We start from the raw sequence: 20572 nt of genomic DNA, 5'->3' as shown, positions 1-20572 counted from the left end.
TATCGAGACCGAGCACGACACGACGAACGAGGCTTCACCCATGACACTGCGCATCGGATCACTGGAACTCCAGAGCCCGGTGGTGCTCGCCCCGATGGCGGGTGTGACCAACGTCGCTTTCAGGACGCTCTGCCGCGAGCAGGAGTTGGCGCGGGCCGGCAGCACGTCCGGGCTGTACGTGTGCGAGATGGTCACCGCTCGCGCCCTCGTCGAGCGGCAGCCGGCCACGATGCACATGACGACGTTCGGCCCGACCGAAACCCCGAGGTCCCTGCAGCTCTACACGGTGGACCCCGATACCACCTACGCTGCGGCCAAAATGATCGTCGACGACAATCTCGCCGACCACATCGACATGAACTTCGGTTGCCCGGTTCCGAAGGTCACCAAGAAGGGCGGCGGTGCGGCGCTGCCCTACAAGCGGAACCTGTTCGGTCGAATTGTCGCAGCCGCGGTGAAAGCTACCGAAGGAACCGACATTCCGGTGACCGTCAAGTTCCGAGTAGGCATCGACGACGAGCACCACACTCACCTCGATGCCGGCCGGATCGCTGCTGCCGAGGGTGCAGCGGCTGTCGCACTCCATGCGCGGACTGCCTCGCAGCGGTACTCGGGAACCGCGGACTGGACGCAGATCGCGCGCCTGAAGGAACACGTCACAGACGTGCCCGTTCTCGGCAACGGCGACATCTTCTCGGCCTCGGACGCGGTACGCATGATGGACGAAACCGGTTGCGACGGAGTGGTTGTCGGACGAGGATGCCTTGGCCGGCCCTGGCTGTTCGCCGAGCTCAGCGCTCGCTTTGCCGGCCGGGAAGAGCCGACCCCGCCGAACCTGGGCGAGGTAGCGGTGATCATCAGACGGCACGCGGAACTGCTCGCTGCACACCACGGCGAAAGCAAGGGACTGCGCGAGCTTCGCAAGCACGTCGCCTGGTATCTCCGCGGTTTCCCCGCCGGATCCGATCTGAGAGTCTCGATGGCTCTCGTCAAGACGCTGCCGGAGTTGGACGACCTTCTGGGCCAATTGGACCCGTCGGTACCGTTTCCCAAGGATGCCGAGGGTCCTCGCGGCCGACAGGGTTCCCCGGGGGCCGTGTCTCTTCCCGAGGGATGGCTCGACGACCCCGAGGACATCGCGGTGCCGGTCGGCGCTGATCTCATGCATTCGGGCGGCTGACCTGCGACGTACACCGCTGGTCTCCGCCGAAGTGGACCACACAGCTTTCGCCAGTATCATTGCTGGGATCGCCTGACCAGAGGGCGAAGCATGATGCGCGAGGAAGGCCAGGTTTTCAATCCGTGGGTGACGATCGAGATTCGGGCCAGCCTGCGCCCGATGGTCGGGCGCCGTGGGAACGGCAGATTTCGCGGATTCACCGACGACCCGAAGGGCATGCCGAGCCTCCGCAGCCCGACGCCACGCGCGCCGACCGTGAGACTCCGCCGGCTTCGGCTGCGCGATCGTCCGAGACGGACAGCGGGCGCCTGAGGCGCCTCGGCAAGCGCTCGCCCAGCAACTCCGACGCCGTGTCGGTCGCCGAGTTGATGGGACGCGGATCGGATGACGACGCCGCCAAACCTCGAGAGCGGCCCGCGCCGCAACGTCCCGAGGTGGAAGCCCCGACCGAGAAGATCGCCCCGATCACCGACCGGACGCCCCCTCCGGTAGTCGCGCAACCCGAAGCGGTCGGCGTTCCCGCCGAGGAACGTCCCGCGCTGACGCGGCTGGCGATGAGTAAAGTCCGAAGACGGAATCGGATCCGGAATGTCACACGGGGTTTCGTCTCGATCATCGCAATTTTGTCCGTGGCGCTGACCGGCGTCGTATGGGGCTACCTTCGCAGCACCGACCAAGGATTCGCTCAGGTTGCCGCCCTCGACCCCGATTCGACCGATGTCGTCGACGCCGCAGGCCAGTACGGCGACGAGACGTACTTGATCGTCGGCACCGATACTCGCGCCGGCGCCAGTGGCGAAATCGGCGCAGGGACGGTCGAAGACGCCGAGGGCGCGCGATCGGACACCGTCATGCTCGTCAACATTCCTGCCGACCGTAGCCGCGTCGTCGCCGTGTCGTTTCCGCGAGATCTCGATGTCGAACGACCGGAGTGCGAGGCCTTCGACAACCAAACCAACACGTACACCGACGAGATCTTCCCCGCCGCCGACGGCGACAAGCTCAACGCGACGTACGCGCTCGGCGGACCGAAGTGCCTGGTAAAGACCATCCAGAAGATATCGGGTCTGAAGATCGGCCATTTCGTCGGCATGGACTTCGCCGGGTTCGAATCGATGGTCGACGAGGTCGGCGGTGTCGAGGTCTGCACGCCCCAGCCTCTCGTGGACTACGAGCTCGGTACGGTCCTGCCCAACGTCGGCGAACAACGGATCGACGGTCGCACCGCACTCAACTATGTGCGCGCCCGGCACGTCGACACCGAGAACAACGGCGACTACGGGCGGATCAAACGTCAGCAGCGCTTCCTGTCCTCCCTCCTGAGGTCCGCACTGTCCAACCAGGTGTTGCTCGATCCAGGAAAGCTCAATGGATTTGTCGGCGCATTCACCCGCGACACGTTCGTCGAGAACGTCAAGACGCAGGACCTGATCACGCTCGGCCGCTCGCTTCAGAACGTCGACGCAGGTGCCGTCACGTTCCTGACCCTCCCGACGGACGGAACCAACGAGTGGGGCAACGAGATTCCGGTCGATTCGGCGATCGAGGCGCTCTTCACCGCGATCATCGACGACCTCCCGCTTCCCGGCGAGGAGCGGGCGGAGCCGATCTCGACTCCCGAGTCCGAGGTCGCCCCGACGGTTCCGACTCTCGCCGTCGATCCGACGACTGTCTCCGTGCAGGTCTCCAACGCATCGGACACCGAGGGACGGGCCATGACGACGTCGAACGAGCTCTCGACCTACGGCTTCCAGATTCTCGAGGTTGGAAACTTCGTCGGAACCGCAGCTCAGACCGTGGTCCGGTACTCCCCCGGCCAGGAAGCCGAAGCGGCCACCGTCGCGTCGGCCATTCCCGGTGCGGTCGTCGAGCAGGCCATCGGGTTGGACAGCGTCGTCGAGGTCGTTCTCGGAGCGGACTTCCCCGGCTACACGACGGCACCCGCTGTGTTCGGTCAGCCCGTCGAGGTAACGCGAGTCGATGGCAGCACCGTGGCGCCTGCCCTGCCCGAGAACCTCGCATACACCAACGCGGCCGACGACACCTGCGCCTGAGCGGATCCATTCACGCCCCGTTCACCCGCGCGACGACGCACAGGTCGGTGTGACCTACTAAACTTGCGAGCTATGCGCGTCGCCTACAACGAACAGATGAATGACTTGGCCGACCTTCTCGGTGAGATGGCCACATTGGCCGGTTCCGCCATGGACAAGGCAACCCAATCCCTCCTTCAAGCAGACCTGGTTCTAGCCGAGCAGGTCATCTCCGAGCACGACAAGATCACCGAACTCAGCGCGCTGTGCGAGGAGAAGGCGTTCCAGTTGCTCGCACTCCAAGCGCCGGTTGCCGGCGATCTCCGTTCGGTCGTGTCCGGCATCCAGATCGTCGCCGACATCGACCGCATGGGTGCGCTGGCACTCCACGTCGCCAAGATCACCCGACGTAGGCACCCGAACCACGCGCTGCCCGAAGAGGTCAACGGCTACTTCGCCGAAATGGGCCGCATTGCCGTGCAGCTCGGTGCCTCCGCTCGTGAGGTCCTCGAAACCCGAGATCCGGAGCGTGCGGCCAAGCTGCGCGAAGAGGACGAGGCGATGGACGATCTGCACCGGCACCTGTTCACGGTCCTCATGGACCGCGACTGGCAGCACGGTGTGGCAGCAGCCGTCGACGTCACTCTCCTGGGTCGCTTCTACGAGCGCTTCGCCGACCACGCCGTCGAGGTCGGTCGTCGTGTGATCTTCCTCGTCACCGGCGAACTTCCCGTCGAATTGAGCACCAACAAGCTCCCCAGCGCCTGACCGGTCGTTAGCTGAGCCGAATGTCTCATTCGTGCACCCCTGAGGTGACCGAATGAGACATTCGCTCACCTCACGAGACCGAAACAGACATTCGCTCACCTCACGAGACCGAATGAGACATTCGCACACTCAGAGTGACCGAAACAGACATTCGCTCACACAGAGTGACCGAAACAGACATTCGGGCCGGCCGAGGAACCACTTTCACCCCGCGCACGAAAGAACCCCCGCACTCCAGCGAGTGCGGGGGTTCTTTCGTGTGGGGCCTTAGCCGAAGCGTCCGGAGATGTAGTCTTCGGTCGCCTTCTGGGTCGGATTGGAGAAGATCTTCTCGGTGTCGTCGATCTCGATGAGCTGGCCGGGCTTGCCGGTCGCCTCGAGGTTGAAGAAACCGGTCTGATCGCTCACGCGCGCGGCCTGCTGCATGTTGTGCGTGACGATGACGATGGTGAAATCTTTCTTCAGCTCACCGATCAGGTCCTCGATGGCGAGCGTGGAGATGGGGTCCAAGGCAGAGCACGGCTCGTCCATGAGGAGCACGTCGGGCTGGACCGCGATGGCACGGGCGATGCACAGACGCTGCTGCTGTCCGCCGGAGAGTCCGCCGCCCGGCTTGTCGAGGCGGTCCTTGACCTCGTTCCACAGGTTGGCACCCTTGAGGGAACGCTCGGCGATCTCGTCGAGCTCCTTCTTGCCCTTGCCACCCTGGAGCTTCAGGCCGGCGACGACGTTGTCGCGGATGGACATCGTCGGGAACGGGTTCGGTCGCTGGAAGACCATGCCGATGGTGCGTCGAACACCGACGGGGTCCACTCCGTTGCCGTAGATGTCCTCGCCGTCGAGAAGAACAGAACCTTCGACGCGAGCACCGGGGGTGACCTCGTGCATGCGGTTGAGTGAACGGAGAACGGTCGACTTGCCGCAACCGGAGGGTCCGATGAACGCGGTGACGCCGCGGGGCGGGACAGCGAGGGTGACGTTCTGGACGGCGTGGAATTTGCCGTAGTAGATGTTGACGTCTTTGAGGTCTAAGCGCTTTGCCATGGTCGGCTCCTGGTGTGTCTTGGGGGAAGGGTCAGAAGTTCTTGGGCGAGAAGAACTTGGAGACCAACTTCGCGCCGATGTTGAGGAGGGCAATAATCAGGATCAGCGTCAGTGCTGCTCCCCACATGCGCTCGGAGGTGAGCACGCCGGTTCCTGCTTTCTGCAGGTCGACCATCATGAGCGGCAGGGACGTCTGCGGCCCAGCGAACAGATTGAAGTTGATCGCGGTAGCCGAGCCCACGAGGATCAGCACCGGCGCAGTTTCACCCATGACACGGGCGAGGGCCAGCATGATGCCGGTGACGATGCCGGACAATGCCGTCGGGACCACGATCTTCGCGATCGTCTTCCACTTCGGAACACCGAGCGCGTACGACGCCTCACGCAGATCCTGCGGCACGATGCGCAGCATCTCCTCCGAGGAGCGGACGATGACCGGAATCATCAGCAGAACCAGTGCGAACGACACGGCGAGGCCGGACCGCTCGAACCCGAACGTTGCGATCCACAGCGCGTAGATGAACAGCGCCGCGACGATGGACGGCACACCGGTGAGGATGTCGACCATGAATGTGGTCAGCCGGGCAAGCCGAGTTCCGACGCCGTACTCGACGAGGTAGATCGCGACGAAGACGCCGATCGGGATGGAGATCAGTGCGCAGAACAGTCCCTGGGTCAAGGTTCCGACAATGGCGTGGTACGCGCCGCCGCCGGGGATGAACTGGGTGATACCTGCCTGCGAGTTCTGCCACCATGCCGGGGCGAGAACGGCCGAGATGCCTCGGGAGATCACCGTGTAGAGAACCCAGATCAGTGGCACGAGCGCGACGAGCACCGCGAGACTGACCAGGACGGTGGCTGCGCCGTTGGAGAATTTGCGTCGAGCGCTGACGCCCTTGAAGGTCGGTTCCTTGACCGGACGATCCAGAGTTGCGGTCATGGCCTAGTCCTTCTTTCCTGCGATCGCGGCGCGTGCGCCTGCGTTGACCACGAAGGTGAGCACGAAGAGCACCAGGCCTGCGGCGATGTACGCACCGGCCTGCAGCTGGTTGTTGAACTCGCCTGCGGCGAGGGCGATCTTGGTAGCGAACGTGCTGCCACCGTCGAACAGGGTCCATCCGAAGCTCGACTGGACGCTGCGAATGATGATGTAGAGAGCGATCGTTTCACCGAGCGCGCGGCCGAGACCCAGCATCGAGCCGGAGACGAAACCCGACTTGCCGAATGGGATGACCGTCGTGCGCACGACCTCCCAGCGCGTTGCACCGAGGGCGAGAGCTGCTTCGACCTGCCCCTTGGGCGTCTGGATGAACACCTCACGAGTGACCGCCGCGATGATCGGAAGGATCATCACGGCGAGAACGATGCCGCCGGTGAAGATCGTGCCACCGCCGGCGATCGAGACCGAACCGGTCGAGAACAACGGAAACCAGCTCAGGTTCTCGTTGAGCCACTCCGCGAACGGGCTGATGGCGGGCGCGAGGACGTAAAGGCCCCACAGACCGAAGACGATGGACGGGACCGCTGCCAGCAGATCGATCACGTAACCCAATGGGCCCGCGACCTTCTTCGGTGCGTAGTTCGTCAGGTAGATCGCGATGCCGAGTGCGACCGGCATCGCGAGAATCAGCGCGAAGATCGAGACCGTGGCGGTCACCAGGAACAGGTCGCGGATGCCGAACACCATCGCTGAGGTGTCCGAGGTGTTCCACTGACCGTTGTAGGTGAGGAAGTTGACCGTGTTGTTCTGCAGTGACGGGATGGCCCGCCACAGCAAGAAGATGCCGATCAGCGCGATCAGGACGATGACGAAGACACCCGAGCCCGTCGCCAGGGTGGAGAAAATTCTGTCGCCGGGGCGAACTACAGTGCCGCCCTTGGCCTTGTTATCCGGCAATTGCGTGGGTTCTTCCGTGTTCCGCGGCACGCCTCCCGCGGAGATGCTCGCCGCAGATGGAACGCCGGTGATCGAGTGGGTGTCGCTCATACCGCTCACGTCTCTCGTGTGGAGGTTGACGACGCTGGCCCTACCCCGACGCCGCGGCGCAGAGCCGCGGCGTCGGAGCAGAACCAAAGTCTCATTGAATCAGGCGATGGCGTTGATCGCAGTGACCAGACGCTCTTTGAAGGTCTCGGGAAGCGGGACGTAGCCGGCTTCTTCGAGGCCCTGCTGTCCTTCGTTGGCTGCGCTGAGCAGGAACGACTTGACTGCTGCCGAGGTCTCGGCGTCGTATCCCTTGGAGCAGACGATCTCGTAGGTCGCGAGGACCAACGGGTACGTGTCGGCCGCGTCACTGCCGTACAGAGCGTCGATGTCGATGACGAGGTCGTTGCCCTCGCCCTTGAACGTTGCGCTGTCGATGGCCGCTGCAGCGGTCTCACTGCTGAGCTCGACGGGTCCGTTACCGAAGTCGACCGACGCCTTGCCGAGGCTCTCCTGGTCGGCGAAGCCCTTCTCGACGTACGTGATCGAGCCGGGGGTGGCCTTGACTGCCTGTGCGACGCCGGACGAGCCGTTTGCGCCTTCGCCGACGCCACCTGCCCAGTCGGAGCTGTGGTCGAGGGTCCACGCCTCGGGCGCGGACGCCGCGAGGAAGCGCTGGAAGTTGTCGCTGGTGCCCGAGGAATCGGAGCGGTAGATCGGGGTGATCGGCGTGGACGGGAGCGTTGCGCCCTCGTTCAGTGCGGCGATCGCCGGATCGTTCCAGGTGGTGATCTTGCCGGTGAAGATCTGCGCTGCGACGTCAGGGTTGACGACGAGGTTGTCGACTCCCTCGACGTTGTAGGCGATGGCGACAGGTCCGAAGACGAGCGGGAGGTTCCACGCCGGGTTGCTGGCGCAACGCTCGGCGGCCTGGGCTGCCTGCTCGTCCTTGATGGACGAGTCGGAGCCGGCGAAGTCGACGAGGCCTGCCACGAACTGGGTACGGCCGTTGCCGGATCCACTGGTCGTGTACTCGACGGCCTTGCCTGCGCAGATGCCCGAGTAGATCGACGTGAAGTTGGACATTGCGTTCTGCTGCGCGGACGAGCCTTCGCCGGTCAGCGGGGACTTGCCCTCACACGTGGCTGCAGAGTCCGTGCCCTCAGCAGTCTCGACGTTCGCGTCACTGCCGCATGCGGTCAGCAGCATGGCGCTGATCGCCACTGCGCCTACGAGAGACGCGCTGCGCTTGAGCTTCACCTGTTTCCTCCGGGGAATCTTGTGCCGTGTTCGTCAGCCGAGGCTTCACTGCGCTCGGACGACGAAGATAAAGATGCAGGCCCTGGGAATGACCCTCGCACCGGGCAGCGTCGGCGCCGCCCAGAGAAAAGGTAAGGGGAGCCGGTTGACGGTTACCCCCGGGATGGTGAACGGAAGATGAACAGAATGGGCAGTATGTCCGGTTCAGGGACGGGCGTACGCGGCGTCGACATGGAATCGGGTGAAACCGAGCCGCTCGTATGTATGCACAGCTGCGGCGTTGTCCGCCTCGACGTAGAGCAGAACGTCCGTCAGATTCCGGCTCTTCAGATAGTGAAGTCCGGCCAGAGTCAGGATTCGTCCGAGACCGCGACCCTGCGCCTGCGGGTCGATTCCGACGATGTAGACCTCGCCGATCTCGTCCTCGCCTGCTTCGGCCGGATGCACCTTTGTCCAGTGGAAACCGAGCAGTGTATCCGTGCCCTCTTCGAACGCGAGAAACACACCGGCCGGGTCGAACCAGCCTTCGTTTCGTCGCTCTTCGATGTCCTTCCCGGTCCATCCGCCTTGCTCCGGGTGCCAGGAAAATGCTGCGTTGTTCACGCGCAACAACTCGGCGTCGTCCTGGTGCCCGCGGTAGGTTCTCAGCGAAATACCCTGCTGCAGAGCAACATCGGGAAGTTCAGGGGTCGCGAGGGGTCGGCGGAGCTGAAGCAGCTCGCGGGCAATCTCCAGTCCGAGCGAGCGCGCAACCGACTGCGCCGGTTCGAGATTTCCGTGTGCCCAGATCCGCGTGCCGTCGCCGATCTCCGTCAGTGCGCGTTCGACGAGGGCTCTGCCCGTACCGTGACCGCGAAAATCCGGATGTACGACGGCTTCCGCCATGGCAGGCGAGCCGGGGGCGATCCCTGCGTATCCGACGACCGTCGAACCGCTCGTCGCGACGAGGTGCACCTGATCACCGTCGGCCGAAACCGCTTTGACCGCTTGCTCGGACAGAGGCGCAGTGCCGTCCGCTTCGGCGGCCGAGGACACCATGGACAGAATCTGTTCGGCGACAACCGAAGTGATCGAGGCAGAGTCGAGCCGGGCGATATCGAAGGAGGTAGTCATGGTCGGTCAGTTCGAACTTCCGTGTGTCGCGCTGCCGAGTGCACTGAACTCGTCACTGTCACTGTCGCTGCCCTGGCCGTCGAGGTTGTCGGCAGCTGGACCGCCTTTTGCGTTGCGGCTCGGTCGAACCGCCTTGTAGCCGACGTTCCGGACGGTGCCGATGAGCGACTCGTATTCGCTTCCCAACTTGGCTCGCAGACGCCGAACGTGGACGTCGACGGTCCGAGTGCCACCGAAGAAGTCGTAACCCCAGACTTCTTGAAGCAGCTGCGCACGTGTGAACACACGTCCCGCGTGCTGAGCGAGATACTTGAGAAGTTCGAACTCTTTGTAAGTCAGGTCGAGCGGACGGCCGCGTAGACGCGCCGTGTAGGTGCCCTCGTCGATGACCAGTTCGCCCAGGGTGATCTTTCCCGACGCTTCTTGGCTCGCGACACCGCCCGAGCGACCGACGAGCAACCGCAGGCGAGCGTCGAGTTCAGCCGGACCGGTACCCGGAAGCAAGATGTCGTCCAGGCCCCAGTCGGAGTTGACGGCGACGAGGCCGCCCTCGGTGAGTACTGCGACGACCGGGATAGCAGAGCCGGTGCTGCCGAGGAGTCGACACAGACCACGGGCAGCGGCCAAGTCGGTACGGGCGTCGACCAACGCGATGTCCGCGGAACCTGCTTCGAGAAGCGAGGACACCTCGGTCGGTGCCGGTCGCACGTGATGCGCGAGTAGCGCAAGGGAGGGCAGGACGGCCTCCGGGTTTGGATCGGAGGTCAGAAGCAGGAGCTCCACGCAGCCTCCATTCTTACCGCTGTCACGTCGTCTCCCCATGCGAAGTCGACTGCTTGTTCAAGCAATCAGACTAGCGTGTCCGCGCGGTCGGCCGCCCGCCGTGCCCGATTCGTCGGTCACAATGGTCGGCATGCGCAAACTGATCATCGGACTCGTGAGCCTCGTCGCTCTTGCCCTCCTGGTCGATTTCGGAGCGGCAGCGTATTCCGAGTATCGCGTTTCGCGCGCGATCCGAGACGGTGGCGACCTCTCCTCCGACCCGCAGGTGATAATCCACGGTTTCCCGTTTCTGCCCCAGGCGGCCGACGGCAAATATCAGAACGTCGAGATCCGAGCCCAGGACGTACCCAACGATTACGTCGGATCGACCACCATCGAAGCCAACCTTCGCGGCGTCGCGGTTCCGCTGTCCGACTTGGTCGGAGGGTCGGTCGAAGCCGTGCCCGTCGACGAACTCGACGGACGCGTGCGGATCGAGGCAACCGACCTCGGCCGGTTCTTGAACATCGTCGACCTGGAGGTTTCCGCACCGCCGGCCGACAAATCGGACGGCACCGGCGGTTCCGGCGGCTCGGGAATGACCACGAGCGGTGGCGTCGTACTCACCGGCACGGTCCCGGTCGGACCGCTCGGGGATGTGAAGGTGAGCGTGCAGGCCGACCTGATTCTCGACGGCGACAGCGTGGACATCGTCGCGAGCGACTTCTACTTCGGTCCAGAGGGCGACGCAGATTTCACCATCCCCGATTTCGCGAAGTCCACAGTGCTCGGCTTGTTCACCAAGACGATCGACAGGCAGAGCCTGCCGTTCGGAATCCTGCCCACCGACGTGTACGCCGAGGGCTCGCAGATCGTCATCGAAGGCGACGCGAGGAACGTGACGATCGACCTGAACCAGATCGAGCAGCCATGATCGGAATCACAATTCTGGTGGTGGTTCTTGCTGCGGGGACCATCGTCGGCCTCGCGCTTCGGTCCCGCGCCGGTGAGGTTCGAACGTCGAACTCGTCGGGATCGCCGGAACTGCATTCCCTTCTCGTGGAAGCGGGTGCCGTTGGAGGCGCCAAGACGGTGCTGCACTTCTCGGCCGAGTGGTGCGGACCGTGCGCCGCGGTGCGCCGGGTCGTCGGACAGGTCGTCGACGAAGTCGGAGGATCCGAGGAGTTCGACGGGCCCGTCGAACTGGAGTTGGACATCGATGCGTATCCCGCGCTGGCACGCGCGATGAACGTGATGTCCTTACCGACGACGTTCGTCCTGGACGAGGACCTGAACGAGAAGGCTCGCATATCGGGCGTCCCCAAGTCCGAGGCTCTTCGTTCGGCACTGACGAACCAGTAGTTCTGCTGGTCGCAGTTCTCCGGTAGGATGCCGGGTGTGTCTTTCCGCCATGAGCTGTTGCTCACCAGTCGTCGCACAGTAGATCTGTGCCGGCTGGGCGGTTGTTGCTGTCGCTGCTGCTGATATCCGAAACGCCGTCCGCTCTTTCCGGACGATCGCTGAGTTCGAGATAGCCGGTGAACCCATGTTCGCCGCCCTTCAGCCCGTTCATGTGTACGAACGCAGGAGCACCCACACATATGTCCCATGACACAACCTCCGCCGCCACCCAGGTCGACGTTCGAGGGCCACGCTTCGCCGCGTGGACAACGACGGTCGTACTCGTACTCGTACTTGCCCTGACCACGTTCAGCACCACAGCAGCCGCTGTTCTGTTGGCAGTTCAGGCAGTCGTCTTCGCGATCGGCGCGGCTCTCGGACCCCGTCGTAGCCCCTACGGCACCGTGTTCGCGACTTTCGTTGCGCCTCGTCTGTCGGCAACCATCGAGCGCGAGCCCGTCGCACCACTGAAGTTCGCGCAACTCGTCGGATTCGTCTTCGCCGCCGTGGGAGTGCTCGGCTTCGCGCTCGGAGCACCCGTTGTCGGCGCAGTCGCCACCGGATTCGCGCTGTTCGCCGCGTTCTTGAACGCGGCGTTCGCGTTCTGCCTCGGTTGCCAGATCTACCCACTCGTGGCGCGTTTCCGGACACAATCCGCTCGCGCCTGACGCATCACCCTCCACTGACCGAAGTAAAGAAAGATCGAAAGGAAACCCATGGCCCGCTCCGACGTCCTGGTCTCTGCCGACTGGGCCGAGCAGAACCTGAACGCCCCGAAGACCGTCTTCGTCGAGGTAGACGAAGACGCGAGCGCCTACGACGGCGGTCACATCGAAGGCGCAGTGAAGCTCGACTGGCGCAAGGACCTTCAGGATGCGGTTCGCCGCGACTTCCTGGGTCAGGATCAGTTCTCGGATCTGCTCTCGTCAAAGGGCATCTCCAACGACGACACCATCGTTCTCTACGGCGGAAACAACAACTGGTTCGCCGCGTACGCGTACTGGTACTTCAAGCTGTACGGCCACAAGGACGTCAAGCTCATCGACGGTGGACGCAAGAAGTGGGAACTCGACGGCCGTCCCCTCTCGAAGGATGTCGTCACCCGCGAGACGACCCAGTACCGCGCCGAGGCTCCCGACCTGTCGATTCGCGCATTCCGCGACGAGGTCATCGACGCCATCGGAAACAAGAACCTGATCGACGTGCGTTCGCCCGACGAGTTCTCCGGCAAGATTCTCGCGCCCGCACACCTCCCGCAGGAGCAGGCGCAGCAGCGCGGACACGTCCCGAGCGCCATCAACATCCCGTGGAGCACCACTGCCAACGAGGACGGCACGTTCAAGGACGACGACGCACTAGAGGCGCTCTACAAGGAAAAGGGCTACGACGACGGCAAGGCAACCATCGCCTACTGCCGCATCGGCGAGCGCTCGAGCCACACGTGGTTCGTGCTGAAGGAACTACTCGGCAAGTCCGACGTGAAGAACTACGACGGCAGCTGGGTGGAGTACGGCTCCCTCGTCGGAGCACCGATCGAGTTGGAGGTTCACTGACATGTGTGGCGCACCAGTACAGGGCCAGACCATTCCGGCAGGCGTCGACGTGGAGAAGGAAACGGTCATCACCGGCCGTGTCCTCGCCACTGACGGCGAACCCGTAGGCGGCGCTTTCGTGCGTTTGCTCGACGGGACCGGCGAATTCACGGCAGAGGTCGTGGCGTCGGGAACCGGGGATTTCCGCTTCTTCGCAGCGCCGGGCACCTGGACGCTGCGGGCGCTGTCGGCGTCGGGCAACGGCCAGGCCGACATCGCTCCCCAGGGTGCAGGCATCCACTCGGCGGACGTGACCGTCGGAGTCTGACCTTTTCGTAGAACGACGGAGCCCCGCACCCAATGGGTGCGGGGCTCTTTCTGTCTCCTGGCGTGTTGGCCTGCCCCCGGGGATTGACCGAATGACTCATTCGGTCACCCCAGGGTCAGCGAGTTCAGCCCTGCGACGTCTCCGGAACGATGTCAGTCGACGGATCGGTCGTGCGCTCGGGAACTGTGGAGTACTGCGGCGGGAAGACTCCGGGTGGCACGATTCCGAGCGATTCCAGGAACGCTCCGAGGTCACTGTCGCGGGTGCGTGTGCCCGGCGTCGGCAATGCCTGCGGATCGGGCTCGCGCGCCGCTTCGGGCAACTGCTGCGCATCCGGCTCCGGAGCCGGGTCCACCTCGGACGGGGCGAGGGGCGCGTCGTCGACGTTCTTCTTCTCGCGCTCGGTCTGTGCCAGGTCGGTCACCCAGGCGACGATCTTCTCGCTCTCCCATTCGCGACCGTCTCCCGGATTGTTGTTCCAGTACAGGAGATGCTGCAGGAACCCGATGAAGATGTACGGGCCGATGGCGACGTCGACGATCCCCTTGTTGTTCTCGACGAGTCCGACGCCTTCTCGGTGAAGCTTCTCGCGGACTTTGTCGGCGCCCGGTCCCATCGCCCAGTTCAGATCGTCGAGCAACTGATCGGGAGTCAGCTGAGCCCATGCTTTCTGCTCGTCCACCTCGTACAGGCGATCGGACACCTTGAGCAGAACCTCGAGCAGCGTCTCGTCGGAGTCGAGCCAATTCTTGTTCGTCGCGATGTCCACGATGGCGCGAGTGGCGATCGAGGCGACGGTACGCGCAAAGTCTGCGAGGGTCTGAATCGGATTGAGCACGGTCAACCGCATCTGGCCCAGAACGCCGAGGGCCAACTGCAGCGCGACGATGTTGTCCGGAGCATCACACGCAAGGTCGTACGGCCTGCACGACCACGTCACCTTGTCGTTGAGTGTCCCGTAGTCCTTCGGTGTCTGCGACTGGAAACCACCGTTGGTCGGGCCGGGTTCGTCGAAGTTCGGCACACCGGCCGGACGGTACGGGGCACCGATCATCACGACGCCTGCAATGTCGTCGCCCGCGACGAGCGCGTCCGGATCTCGATGTCCGATGTCCATCGACACGCGCTCGATGACCTCGCCGCCGACGCTGTAGCCGAGCAGGACAAATTTCGTCGCGTCTCCGCATTTGGTCTTGTACTCGTCCAGCAGGCGATTGGTCGCGGCGATTCCTTCGGCGACCGAGTCCTGATACGTCGGCACGTCGGAGAGTATGTCCACACCGTAGGTGGATGCGTACGGAACGTAGAGCCATCCGACGGAACCTGGGTTGTTCGCGCTGGCTTGGCCGGCAGGCAGTGTGACATTTCCCACCCAGTTCGACAGCGGTGAGCGCGGCTCCTCGTTGAGAGGATCGCGATCCGACTCGGAGTCGGTCGCGCCAGTCACAGCCAACATCAGAACGTCGGGGCAATCCTGCGCGTAGTTGTTCGGATCGATATTCGGTCCGTCCGAGGACCCCGAGGAACCGCTCTCAGCCGAACCCGTCACCGAAGAGCCGGAGCCTGGAGCCGCTGACGCTGCCGAGGGCACTACCAGGAGCAACGCCGCTGCCATCGCCGTGGAAACAGATAACAACGAGCCAGCACGAAAATGGCGCGGCATGAACAGGTCCTTCCCCAGTACCGGAAAAATGTCGAGACACACATCAGCGCCGGGCCGAACATTCCCCGAGCCCGACGCTCAGGTGGAAAGGTACCGTGTCGAACGCCACTTGTAGACACACAATGTACAAGCGACCATTCGCGCGGTTGATCATTGGGACAAGCCACTATTGCGTTGCCGAGGACACAGGACCGCATTTCGGTCGGCGGTCGAACTAGGTCTAAACTCCAACTCGTGGTCATCTTCTTCGAGGTCCTGCTTGCGCTTGCCGCAGTCGCCATCATCGCGTTCTCGCTTTACGTCGTCTACCGCCTGGTCACCGACGAATCGTGAGTGAGCCCGCCGCCGACGGAACGGACGGCACTCGGTCCGCCAACGACGCAATCGCCGAGGCCGCCGACAAGTTCGCGTCCTCGTCGACGCGCAACATTCCGACCCTCCCTGACCTTCCGCATCCCGAGGACACCGCGAACCTGCGCCTCGGTCCGGACCTGAACCCAGCCTTGCTAGCCCTGCTGCCCCTGGTCGGCGTGTGGCGCGGCGAAGGTGAAGGCCGCGACCCGGAGTCGGGTCAGGAATACGCATTCGGTCAGCAGATAGTCGTATCTCACGACGGCGGTGCCTACCTGGTCTGGGAATCTCGGTCGTGGCGTGTGGACTCCGACGGCAACTACGCGCACCCCGACCTCCGCGAAGCGGGGTTCTGGCGAATCAGTGGTGGCGACGGCCCCAAGGGCAGCGAGAACGAAGAGGTCATCGAGTTCCTGTTGACGCACAGCACCGGCGTCGTCGAACTCTTCTACGGCCATGCGCTCAACCAGTCGTCGTGGGAGCTCGCAACCGACGTAGTGATCCGATCCACCTCCGGCGCCCTTGTCGGCGGCGCAAAGCGTCTGTACGGGATCGTCGAAGGTGCGGATCTGGCGTACGTCGAAGAGCGTATCGGCGCAGACGGCGAGCTCGCACCGCGTCTGTCTGCCCGCCTCGTCCGCTACATCGGCTGATCCGCTTCCGATCTCCTCGGCCAATCAACGGCTGCAACGGGTACACATGCGAACGGCCCCCGAACCATACCTGTGTTTCTCAGGTCTCGGTCGGACGGACCGAGGGCTCGGGGGCCGGGTAGCTGCCTGGGATTCGCTCGCCGCTCGCGCGGTGGTGAATCCGTCAGCGGTAGCGGCTAGCGGGCAGCCACCTCACGCGTCCTAGAGTTATGCAACTTCAGACCACCTCCTCTCTCGTGTAAGGCCAAAGTACGCCCGGATTCGGCGCTCCGCAAAGGATTATTCTGTCGGCGAACCGAGCAACTCGATCACCTGGTCAGCACGGGTGTCCGGCGGTAATCGATGCGTCACGACCACCACCGAACGGGCGGGGTCGACCAGTCCCCCGTCGCTGTCGAGCAGTTGGCGAAGCAATCGCGCGCCGCTCACGTCGTCGAGGTGTTCGGTCGGTTCGTCGAGCAGCAAGACGGGCGCGTCGGACAGAAGCGCACGCGCCAGGAGGAGGCGTCGACGCTGGCCACCGGACACCGCGCCGGCACCGCCCACCAATGTGGTGTCGACCCCGTCCGGCAACGCGGCGATCCAGTCCCCCGAGCCGACCGATTTCAGCGCACCGAGCGCCTCGTCCCTCGTCACATCACCGCGGACGACACGGAGGTTCTCCAGAATGGACGTCTCGAACAGGTGTGCATCCTCGGCGAAGAACCGCGCCCCCTCGATCTGCGCGGACGATGGAATCAGCCCCGCAAGGCCCATGAGCAGCGTCGTCTTGCCCGATCCACTTGGTCCGACGACGGCGACCCGGCTGCCGCGTGGCAACGCGTTCAGCTGAGACGCTGCGCCCTCCGCAGTCGGCCGGGCAAGTTTCCTCTCGCGGGCGTGACCACGCCCCTGAGGTTCCGCGGCGTCGAGCAACGCCACGATCCGCGTCGCTGCGGACCCTGCCCGGGTCCATGCAACCGCCGCCGACGGCAACACCGACGCCGCCTCGAATGCCGCAAGGGGAACGAGCACGATGATCGCGAGGGCCATCGGCGTCATCCCGCCTTCGGTCCCTCCTGTCGGACCGAACAGCGTGATTCCGACGAGAAGAGATCCGAGCACGGACGCGCCGATGGACAACGGCAGTGCGGCGTCGGCAAATGCGCCTGGCCGCGTTGCCCGGTCGCGGGCGGACACCGACGCACGATTGGCCGCTTTCGCCTCCGCGAGAGTGGAGTCGAGCCTGCCTGCCACCCGCAACTCCGCGCCGTGATCGAGCGCACGGACAGCCGCTTCGGTGAACGCCGTTCTGGCCGCCGAGCCTTCGTTCTCCCTGATTCTCGAGGCCCGTCCTGCGAGAACCGGCGCGGCCACACCCGCAACGAGTAACGCAGCAAAAAGAATCAGTGCTGCGGCGGGAGAGACGAACGCCAGCACGGCCGTGGACGCGACCATCAGAATCGCCGACACGAAGATGGGCACGACGGCTCGTACGACCACGTCACCGAGAGCGTCGATGTCTGCTCCCGCCCTGGCCATGAGCTCGCCGCGGCGCAGCGTCGACGTGGCTGCAGGCGCACCGTCGGCGAGGCGTTCGTAGAGACGAGTACGGCCGGACGTCATCCCGCGCAGGGCCGTGTCGTGAGTAGCCAAGCGCTCGAGGTATCGGAACACGCCGCGTGAAATCCCAAGTGCGCGTACAGCAACGACGGCGACGGTCAGGTCGAGAACCGGCGGCATCTGCCACGCGCGCGTGATCAACCATGCCGACACCGCGGCGAGGGTGAGAGCGCTTCCCAGAGCCGCGACGCCCGCGGTTACTGCGATTGCGACTCTGGCCGGTCGCAGCTCGAACAGCCCGAGGGCTCTCGGGAGGTCACCGAACATGATGTGCGCCTATCTGCACGATCGAGTCAGCACATGCGAGAACGGCGGGACGATGCCCGACGATCACCACCGTCCGGCCCTGCGCCGCGACGGCTCGTATCGCGGCCAGCACACGAGCTTCGGCGATCTCGTCGAGATGCGCTGTGGGCTCGTCCAGCAGCATCACGGGGGCACGCGAGGTGAGAACACGCGTCAGGGCAAGTCGCTGCAGTTCTCCGAGCGACAGGCCTACTCCCCCGGTGCCCACCTCGGTGTCCCAGCCGTCGGGTAGCCTGCGGAGTACGTCGTCGAATCCAGTTGCTGTGCAAATCCTTTCGAGAGTATCGGGGTCAGGACGAGTTCCGGTCAGGACGAGATTTGCGTCCAAGCTCCCCGGGAGCAGCACGGGCCGTTGAGGTAGCCACGCAACCTGATCCCACCACGACCTCGGCTCCAGATCCCTCAGGTCGTGCCCACTCACTCGAACCGAGCCCGAACTCGGAGCAGTCAGACCCAGAACGACGCTCAGCACTGTCGATTTTCCGGCGCCGTTCGGTCCGGCCAGCACGGTCACCGAGCCGGGCGCGAACTCGGCCCTGACGCGGTACGGAGCACTGCCACCGCGGGCATCCACCGAGACATTCTCGAGCTCGATTCGAGCCCCCTCGGCGTCGACGACCGCGGAACCTGTGCCGCTGGCCCTCGGGCGATCCAGAATCGCGAAAGCTCTGCCGGCGGCGACGACTCCGTCTTCGGCCGCGTGGAACTGTGCTCCGACGCGGCGTAGCGGAACATAGACCTCGGGGGCCAGAACGAGTGCGATGATGCCTGCTTCGAGCGCCATGTCGCCGAACACGAGGCGCAAGCCGATACTTACCGCAACGAGCGCAACGCAGAGGGTCGCAAGCAGTTCGAGCACCATCGACGACAGGAACGCGATCTTCAGCGCCCGCATGGTCGCTCGCCGATGAGCGTCACCGAGTGCGCGTACGCGTGCTCCCGGACCGTTCTCCCGGCCCAGGGCGCGCAAGGTGGGAAGGCCCGCGAGCAGATCGAGCAACTGGGCCGACAGCCTCGTCATCGACTCCAGAGTGTTCTCGGCTCTGCCCTTGGTCAGCAACCCGATCAAGATCATGAAGACCGGTATGAGCGGCAACGTGACGAACACGATCGCAGCCGACGTCACATCCTGTGCAGAAATTGCCAGGAGCGTGATCGGCGTCAACGTCGCAGCCAGCACCAACGCCGGCACGTAGCCCGTCAGGTACGGCGCAAGACCGCCCAGAGCCCTGGTCACGACGGTAGCGATCGCCTCACGTTCGGCGTCGAGCTCCCGCGGGTCCAGGTGCGACGCCGCTGCCAGCACATCGTTCTCGAGTTCCTCCACGACTCTGGACGCGGCTCGGTGTCCGTATCGAGATTGAAACCATGCCGTCGACGTGCGAACTACGATGGCTCCGAACATGATCCAAAGCTGGGGCGCCCAATCTGCCACTGCGCGTGCGTCGGAGGTGATGACGCCAGCCAATACGGTGCCGAGCATGACCGCCGTCGTGATGATCGCCGCGGTGTCCACCAGCGCCAGCGCGACGATCATGACCAGGTACCGACGGGCGGGGCGCGAGTAGCGCCACAACCTCGGGTCGACGGGACCCCGTGAGGTGGTGGTCACTTGGTGCGACCGAGTGACAATCCGATCGAGTCCGGGATGTGCGCTGCGCCGATACGCTTGCGGAACACCCAGTAGGTCCACGCCTGATATCCCATGACGACCGGTGCCATGAAGGCTGCCGCCCAGGTCATTACCTTCAACGTGTACGGGCTCGACGACGCATTGTCGATGGTGAGGCTGTAGGAGGCGTCGGTCGTCGAGGGCATGACGTTGGGGAACAGAGACGCGAACAGCAGGACCACGACCGCGATGATTGCGACGGTGGTGAACACGAACGCCCACCCCTCCCGAACTCGCGCGGTCAGTGCTACCACTGCGATCAGCGATACCGCCGCGAGGCCGACCAGAATCCAGGTCCAGGACTTGCCATAGGCCAACTGCGTCCACAACGCGAATCCACCGCCGACGACGACCGCCGGAATCGATAGTCTCGCTGCCAATTTCACTGCATCCGAGTGGACGTCGCCCGAGGTCTTCAGCGCGATGAACACCGCGCCGTGCAACGCGAACACCAGTGCCATGGTGGCGCCGCCGAGGAGTGCGTACGGCCCGAGCAGGTCGAAGAACCCAGCTGTGACTTTCTTGTTCTCGTCGATCGCCACCCCGCTGACGATATTGGCGAAGGCAACTCCCCACAGCACCGCGGGGACCCAGGATCCGATACCGATTCCGATGTCGCACCGCCGGCGCCAGACGGGATCGTCGATCTTGCCCCGATACTCGATGGCGCAGATGCGCAGAATCAGGGCCACAAGGATGAGCAGCAACGGAAGATAGAAGCCCGAGAACAACGTCGCGTACCACTCGGGGAACGCCGCGAACAGCGCTCCACCGGCGGTGATGAGCCAGACCTCGTTGCCGTCCCAGACCGGCCCGATGGTGTTGAGTACGGCCCGGCGCCGCCTTTCCCCCAGCTCGGCATCCTGGTGGCGACCGAATACCGGCATCAACATCCCGACACCGAAGTCGAAGCCTTCGAGTACGAAGTATCCGACGAACAGGAACGCTATCGCGACAAACCAGACTTGTTCGAGTCCCAT

General features: G+C 64.2%; 20 protein-coding genes. 9 read left to right on the top strand and 11 right to left on the bottom strand.

The window, feature by feature from the left end; all coding sequences use genetic code 11:
* Positions 1-40: 40 nt before the first annotated feature.
* The 3 genes from dusB to phoU all read left to right on the top strand — a co-directional run bounded on the left by dusB (position 41) and on the right by phoU (position 3981).
* Complete coding sequence (gene dusB / locus D8W71_RS09540; protein ID WP_121112971.1) at positions 41-1180, top strand: tRNA dihydrouridine synthase DusB; 1140 nt, start codon at positions 41-43, stop codon at positions 1178-1180.
* A gap of 122 nt (positions 1181-1302) precedes the next feature.
* Positions 1303-3234: an LCP family protein gene (locus D8W71_RS09535; RefSeq protein WP_121112969.1), complete on the top strand. Its 1932-nt coding sequence runs from the start codon at positions 1303-1305 to the stop codon at positions 3232-3234.
* A 72-nt stretch (positions 3235-3306) separates the two neighbouring features.
* Positions 3307-3981 carry a phosphate signaling complex protein PhoU gene (phoU, locus tag D8W71_RS09530; protein WP_121112967.1) on the top strand — a complete coding sequence of 225 codons (675 nt, stop codon included), beginning with the start codon at positions 3307-3309 and terminating at the stop codon, positions 3979-3981.
* A 267-nt stretch (positions 3982-4248) separates the two neighbouring features.
* Here the strand turns inward: phoU and pstB are convergent, their stop codons facing one another.
* The 6 genes from pstB to D8W71_RS09500 form a co-directional block, all read right to left on the bottom strand.
* A complete protein-coding gene (pstB, locus tag D8W71_RS09525; RefSeq protein ID WP_115965514.1) occupies positions 4249-5025 on the bottom strand; it encodes a phosphate ABC transporter ATP-binding protein PstB in 777 nt (258 codons plus the stop codon).
* Positions 5026-5056: 31 nt separating this feature from the next.
* Positions 5057-5965 carry a phosphate ABC transporter permease PstA gene (gene pstA, locus D8W71_RS09520; protein WP_121112965.1) on the bottom strand — a complete coding sequence of 303 codons (909 nt, stop codon included), beginning with the start codon at positions 5963-5965 and terminating at the stop codon, positions 5057-5059.
* 3 nt (positions 5966-5968) lie between these two features.
* On the bottom strand, positions 5969-7012 hold the full coding sequence (gene pstC, locus D8W71_RS09515; protein ID WP_121112962.1) for a phosphate ABC transporter permease subunit PstC: 1044 nt from the start codon (positions 7010-7012) through the stop codon (positions 5969-5971).
* Positions 7013-7111: 99 nt separating this feature from the next.
* Positions 7112-8209, bottom strand: coding sequence for a phosphate ABC transporter substrate-binding protein PstS (gene pstS / locus D8W71_RS09510; protein ID WP_121112960.1), 1098 nt, complete (start codon positions 8207-8209; stop codon positions 7112-7114).
* 204 nt (positions 8210-8413) lie between these two features.
* A complete protein-coding gene (mshD, locus tag D8W71_RS09505; RefSeq protein WP_121112958.1) occupies positions 8414-9322 on the bottom strand; it encodes a mycothiol synthase in 909 nt (302 codons plus the stop codon).
* 6 nt (positions 9323-9328) lie between these two features.
* A complete protein-coding gene (locus D8W71_RS09500) occupies positions 9329-10105 on the bottom strand; it encodes a winged helix-turn-helix transcriptional regulator (RefSeq protein ID WP_121112956.1) in 777 nt (258 codons plus the stop codon).
* 130 nt (positions 10106-10235) lie between these two features.
* On the opposite strand from D8W71_RS09500, the gene D8W71_RS09495 reads away from it, so the two are divergent.
* Both D8W71_RS09495 and D8W71_RS09490 read left to right on the top strand, forming a co-directional pair.
* Complete coding sequence (locus tag D8W71_RS09495; RefSeq protein WP_201265306.1) at positions 10236-11018, top strand: LmeA family phospholipid-binding protein; 783 nt, start codon at positions 10236-10238, stop codon at positions 11016-11018.
* Complete coding sequence (locus D8W71_RS09490; protein WP_121112952.1) at positions 11015-11446, top strand: thioredoxin family protein; 432 nt, start codon at positions 11015-11017, stop codon at positions 11444-11446. Before D8W71_RS09495 ends, D8W71_RS09490 begins: the two co-directional genes overlap by 4 nt.
* A gap of 61 nt (positions 11447-11507) precedes the next feature.
* Here D8W71_RS09490 and D8W71_RS27320 read toward each other — a convergent pair whose 3' ends face one another.
* Positions 11508-11657, bottom strand: a complete 150-nt coding sequence (locus D8W71_RS27320) for a hypothetical protein (protein ID WP_153275352.1) — start codon at positions 11655-11657, stop codon at positions 11508-11510.
* Positions 11658-11685: 28 nt separating this feature from the next.
* Here D8W71_RS27320 and D8W71_RS09485 point away from each other — a divergent pair, with 28 nt between their 5' ends.
* The 3 genes from D8W71_RS09485 to D8W71_RS09475 are packed head-to-tail and all read left to right on the top strand — an operon-like array spanning position 11686 to position 13345.
* Complete coding sequence (locus tag D8W71_RS09485) at positions 11686-12153, top strand: DUF4395 domain-containing protein (RefSeq protein ID WP_201265305.1); 468 nt, start codon at positions 11686-11688, stop codon at positions 12151-12153.
* 48 nt (positions 12154-12201) lie between these two features.
* Positions 12202-13038, top strand: coding sequence for a sulfurtransferase (locus tag D8W71_RS09480; protein ID WP_121112948.1), 837 nt, complete (start codon positions 12202-12204; stop codon positions 13036-13038).
* Position 13039: 1 nt separating this feature from the next.
* Complete coding sequence (locus D8W71_RS09475; protein WP_121112946.1) at positions 13040-13345, top strand: DUF1416 domain-containing protein; 306 nt, start codon at positions 13040-13042, stop codon at positions 13343-13345.
* 124 nt (positions 13346-13469) lie between these two features.
* On the opposite strand, the gene D8W71_RS09470 is transcribed toward D8W71_RS09475, so the two are convergent.
* Positions 13470-15008, bottom strand: a complete 1539-nt coding sequence (locus D8W71_RS09470) for a cutinase family protein (RefSeq protein ID WP_121118900.1) — start codon at positions 15006-15008, stop codon at positions 13470-13472.
* Between the two features lie 383 nt (positions 15009-15391).
* On the opposite strand from D8W71_RS09470, the gene D8W71_RS09465 reads away from it, so the two are divergent.
* Entirely contained in the window at positions 15392-16012 is a 621-nt protein-coding gene (locus D8W71_RS09465) for an FABP family protein (protein ID WP_442972045.1), read from the top strand.
* 279 nt (positions 16013-16291) lie between these two features.
* Here the strand turns inward: D8W71_RS09465 and cydC are convergent, their stop codons facing one another.
* Genes cydC through cydB form a run of 3 tightly spaced genes read right to left on the bottom strand, consistent with a single transcriptional unit; the run spans position 16292 to position 20572 of the window.
* Positions 16292-17881, bottom strand: coding sequence for a thiol reductant ABC exporter subunit CydC (gene cydC / locus D8W71_RS09460; protein ID WP_121112942.1), 1590 nt, complete (start codon positions 17879-17881; stop codon positions 16292-16294).
* Positions 17871-19532, bottom strand: coding sequence for a thiol reductant ABC exporter subunit CydD (gene cydD, locus D8W71_RS09455; RefSeq protein ID WP_236077811.1), 1662 nt, complete (start codon positions 19530-19532; stop codon positions 17871-17873). The genes cydC and cydD overlap by 11 nt, the downstream gene beginning before the upstream one ends.
* Positions 19529-20572, bottom strand: a complete 1044-nt coding sequence (gene cydB / locus D8W71_RS09450; protein ID WP_121112940.1) for a cytochrome d ubiquinol oxidase subunit II — start codon at positions 20570-20572, stop codon at positions 19529-19531. The genes cydD and cydB overlap by 4 nt, the downstream gene beginning before the upstream one ends.

Source organism: Rhodococcus sp. P1Y (assembly GCF_003641205.1).
Lineage (GTDB): Bacteria > Actinomycetota > Actinomycetes > Mycobacteriales > Mycobacteriaceae > Rhodococcoides.
The sequence above is the reverse complement of the archived record's forward strand: the minus strand, read 5'-3'. Positions and strand labels throughout refer to the sequence as shown.